Genomic DNA, 4,474 nt, shown 5'->3' with positions numbered 1-4,474 from the left:
AACTCATCCCTAATACGCTCATTAATAAGTACATTGGCATCGATTGCCATGCCTACCGTTAGAGCCAGCGCCGCCATTCCAGGCAATGTCAATGTTGCTTGCATGATGGATAACAAACCAACCAGCAGCAGCAAGTTAAATGCAAGCGCAATGACAGAAATAACGCCAAATGCTGTGTAATAGGCCGCTATGAAAATGGCAACCGCGACAAATCCATAAAGGGTTGAATTAAACCCTCGGGTAATATTATCCGCACCCAAGCTGGGGCCAACAGTGCGTTCCTCGATAATGTCCATAGGTGCCGCCAATGCACCCGCACGTAATAATAGCGCGACATCCCGTGCTTCCAAGCTGGTCATGCGTCCACTGATCTGCACGCGTCCGCCACCGATTTCCTCACGAATAACCGGTGCGGTAACTACTTCGGCTGTATTTTTTTCAATCAGCAGGATCGCCATTCTTCTACCAACATTCTCACGCGTTAATTGCTTAAAAATACGCGATCCATTGTTATCCAGGCTGACGTGTACTGCCGGTTGATTATCCTTATCAAAACCTGGCTGTGCATCAGTAATGCGCTCACCCGTGAGCAAAACCTGTTTTTTAACGAGAATCGGACTTCCGCCACGCTCTTGCTGCAGCTCTGTGCCAGCTGGAATTCTGCCGCGCAAAGCCGCATCAAGGTCATGTTCATCGTCGACCATACGCACTTCCAGCGTAGCTGTTCGTCCCAAGATATCTTTTGCTTTGGCGGTATCTTGCACACCTGGCAATTGAACAATCACGCGATCTGCACCAGCCTTTTGTATGATAGGTTCAGCAACACCTAATTCATTGACACGATTGCGCAATGTTGTGATGTTTTGCATCACAGCCGAATCCTGCATGCGTATTTGAACTTCAGGCTTGATTTCAGCTATGAGATGATAGCGATTATCGGCTTCCTCTATACTTAATGCGAAATCCGCAAAATTTGATTTTAATTCTGCTTCTGCTTTTGAGCGTGATTCAACATCGCGAAACTTTATGATCAGTTTCCTAGCTTGCTTCTCAAGTCCGGTGTACGAAATTTTTTTTTCGCGTAATGTACTGCGAATATCGATGCTGTAACGATCGAGTGATTTCTCAAGCGCTCCCTCCATATCAACCGCAAGCATGAAATGTACCCCGCCACGTAGATCCAATCCCAGATACATGGGCAAAGCACCAAGGTTTGTCAGCCATTGCGGAGAATTCGGAAGCAGATTCAAGGCAATGATATATTCGTTACCCAGCACAGATTCAAGTAGGTCTTTCGCTTTCATCTGCAAATCGGTATCGGCAAAGCGAACCTTAATACTGCCTTCCTCGAGTAAAATTCCATTCATTTCAAGGTCGGCTTGTTTCAATGCTTCTTCAACTCGTTGCAACAATGCGGTATCAGAGCTTGTAGCAATTCGTAAAGGAGAAATCTGTATTGCAGGAGATTCGCCGTAAAAATTCGGCAAAGTGTAAAGCAAGCCGAGTAGCAGTGAAACCGCAATAATGAGGTACTGCCAAAATCCGTAGCGGTTCATGGGTATCAGTTAAGTATTAAGTAATGGGTAAAAAAATAAACAAAGAAAGGCAGGGGCCAAATAGCCAATTCCTTCCTTGTCAAACGTAATTATTTCTTTTCGATATTTTTATCAACTTCAGCGGTAATGGCTTCTGTAGATTCGTCAGCAGCTTCAGCTTTATTACTTTCTGGCGCAGCTAATTTTGTTTTTGCTTTAGGTGTTTTACTTTTAGGCTCAATACTCTTCAGCGTTCCTTTGGGTAGTAAAGTTTGCACCGAGGATTTCAGTACAGTAACCTCCATAGCTGGAGCAATTTCGATAACGACATAAGCTTCGCTGACATTGAGTATTTGCCCCAAAATACCACCATTGGTAATGACCTCATCGCCTCTTTGCAACTCTCCCACCATTAGCTTATGTTCTTTGGCTCGCTTGGCTTGTGGACGAATAAGCAGAAAATAAAACAAGACGAGTATACCAATCATCGGTAATAAAGTGACCCAGCCGGCATCACTTTGGGCTGTTGAAGAAGCAGCCTGTGCAAATGCATCATTAATCAGCATCATATTCTCCCTTTATTAAAAGGGCACATATTAGCATGATGACCGCTTATGCCTGAAATTCTTGTGCATATTCTTCAAATCGCTGATTTTCAATCGCATCGCGAATTTCTGACATAAGCTGCTGATAATAAAATAGGTTATGAACTGTATTCAAGTGTGCGCCAAGCATCTCATTGATACGTTGCAGATGATGCAAATAGGCGCGACTAAAATTCTGACAGGTATAGCAGTCACAATGTTCATCGGGAGGTGATGTATCCAAGCGATAACGGCTATTTCGCAATTTGATGATACCATTGCGCGTATACAGCCAACCATTACGAGCGTTGCGGGTTGGCAGCACGCAATCGAACATATCGATACCTTGCGCCACTGCATGAACAATATCCGCAGGGGTTCCGACGCCCATCAAATAGCGTGGTTTATCGATTGGCAACAGCGGTGTAGTGTGTTTTAAAATACGCTGCATATCCGCTTTAGGCTCGCCGACGGATAATCCACCGATGGCGTAACCATCAAAACCGATTTGGTTCAAACCAGCAAGCGAATGCTCACGCAAATGCTCATACATGCCTCCTTGCACGATGCCAAATAATGCATTTGGATTTTCATCGTGCGCTTGTTTGGAACGCTCCGCCCAGCGCAGGCTCAACTCCATCGATAGTTTAGTAGCGTTTTCATCGGCTGGATACGGTGTACATTCATCAAAAATCATTACAATATCAGAATTCAAGTTGCGCTGGATTCGCATCGATTCTTCCGGAGACAAGAAACAACTATCGCCATTGACCGGTGATTTGAAATGGACACCCTGTTCGGTGATTTTGCGCAACTCTCCCAGGCTATACACTTGGAATCCACCTGAGTCGGTTAATATTGGACCATGCCAATCGATAAAGTTATGCAACCCTTGATGCGCCTCGATAACCTTTAACCCAGGCCGCAACCATAAATGAAACGTATTGCCCAGAATGATCTGCGCATGAACTGCTTGCAACGCCGCAGGCGACATGCTTTTGACAGCACCATAAGTTCCCACGGGCATAAAAACTGGTGTCTCGATTGCGCCATGCGCCAAAGTCAGTGTACCCCGGCGGGCTGCTTTATCGGTGGAATACAGTTGAAATTTCATGAGTCTTTCTCAATCAGCATGGCGTCTCCATAACTAAAAAAACGATATTGCTCTTTAATCGCATGTTGATAGGCTTGGCGAATATTCTCCATGCCGGCAAAAGCTGAGACCAGCATCAGTAAGGTTGAGCATGGCAGGTGAAAATTGGTTAATAATCGATCAATTATTTGGAAGCGATATCCCGGCGTGATAAAAATCCGCGTATCGCCATAACCCGAAACTAACCCACCCTGATGAAGGGAGGCACAGGCTTCCAGTGCTCTCAGAGATGTCGTGCCAACCGCGAGAATACGTCCGCCTGACAATTTGGCATTCAGGATTGCCTCAACAGTGATTTGTGGAATGTGATAAGTTTCACTGTGCATTGTGTGATCGGCAATATTTTCAACGCGTACCGGCTGAAATGTTCCTGCGCCCACATGCAAAGTGACATAGGCAATGATTACACCGATAGTTCGCAATTGTGCCAGCATATCAATATCGAAATGCAAACCGGCAGTTGGTGCCGCAACAGCTCCGGAGTTTTTGGCGTAAACCGTTTGATATCGCGCCTCATCAGTTATTGTAGCGGGACGGGAAATATAGGGGGGTAGCGGTAATCGACCATAGCAATTCAATAATTCTGCAACGGTTCTTTCATGTTCAAAGCGCAACGTATAAAATTCTTGCTCACGTGCAATTACGGTTAATGGAATCGCATCAGCCAGAATGAGTTGCGAATCCAGTTTCGGCGCATGGCTGGCGCGGATTGTTGCCACAGCATGACGGTCATCCAGCACGCGCTCCACCATTACTTCCACTTTTCCGCCGCTGGCTTTTTTACCCAGCAAGCGTGCTTTAATTACTTGCGTATCATTAAAAATCATGACATCCCCAGATCGCAGAAAATTGGGGAGACTCAAAAATAAAGCATCTTGCCATTGATTGTTGATACTATCCAGATAGAGTAGGCGACTGCCGGTACGCCGTTCAGCGGGAAATTGTGCAATCAGTTCCGAGGGTAAATAAAAATCAAAATCCTGAGTCTTCATGCCGCGCATTATACCGGCGCAACAGGTTTTCCGCCCATGCTGCTTGCTGTACACTGGGTTTTCAGTGATAATTGCGCCTTCTGTTTATTAAAAACAGTCAAATAGCTTGGCCGAGATGGCGGAATTGGTAGACGCACGGGACTCAAAATCCCGCGATGGTGACATCATGGGGGTTCGATTCCCCCTCTCGGCACCAATAGAGGTTTTCAG

General features: G+C 45.7%; 4 protein-coding genes and 1 tRNA gene. 1 reads left to right on the top strand and 4 read right to left on the bottom strand.

Annotated elements, in window-relative coordinates:
• The 4 genes from secD to queA all read right to left on the bottom strand — a co-directional run.
• Positions 1-1,556 (bottom strand): protein translocase subunit SecD (gene secD, locus Q0C11_RS14515; RefSeq protein WP_293009187.1); only part of this gene is annotated, 1,556 nt, incomplete at its 3' end.
• 89 nt (positions 1,557-1,645) lie between these two features.
• Entirely contained in the window at positions 1,646-2,104 is a 459-nt protein-coding gene (yajC, locus tag Q0C11_RS14510) for a preprotein translocase subunit YajC (protein WP_293009185.1), read from the bottom strand.
• A gap of 43 nt (positions 2,105-2,147) precedes the next feature.
• Positions 2,148-3,233, bottom strand: a complete 1,086-nt coding sequence (gene tgt / locus Q0C11_RS14505) for a tRNA guanosine(34) transglycosylase Tgt (protein ID WP_293009183.1) — start codon at positions 3,231-3,233, stop codon at positions 2,148-2,150.
• Positions 3,230-4,264 (bottom strand): tRNA preQ1(34) S-adenosylmethionine ribosyltransferase-isomerase QueA, encoded by a 1,035-nt coding sequence (gene queA / locus Q0C11_RS14500; RefSeq protein ID WP_293009181.1) that lies wholly within the window; start codon positions 4,262-4,264, stop codon positions 3,230-3,232. Before queA ends, tgt begins: the two co-directional genes overlap by 4 nt.
• Before the next feature lie 109 nt (positions 4,265-4,373).
• Here queA and Q0C11_RS14495 point away from each other — a divergent pair.
• Positions 4,374-4,460, top strand: a tRNA-Leu gene (locus Q0C11_RS14495).
• The last annotated feature ends 14 nt before the right edge of the window (positions 4,461-4,474 follow it).

This window comes from Nitrosomonas sp. (assembly GCF_022842015.1).
Classification (GTDB): Bacteria; Pseudomonadota; Gammaproteobacteria; order Burkholderiales; family Nitrosomonadaceae; genus Nitrosomonas.
The sequence above is the reverse complement of the archived record's forward strand: the minus strand, read 5'-3'. Positions and strand labels throughout refer to the sequence as shown.

Coding starts and splice junctions, on each gene's coding strand:
- queA (WP_293009181.1), bottom strand. CDS start 4,264: ATGAAGACTCAGGATTTTGATTTTTATTTACCCTCGGAACTGATTGCA.
- yajC (WP_293009185.1), bottom strand. CDS start 2,104: ATGATGCTGATTAATGATGCATTTGCACAGGCTGCTTCTTCAACAGCC.
- tgt (WP_293009183.1), bottom strand. CDS start 3,233: ATGAAATTTCAACTGTATTCCACCGATAAAGCAGCCCGCCGGGGTACA.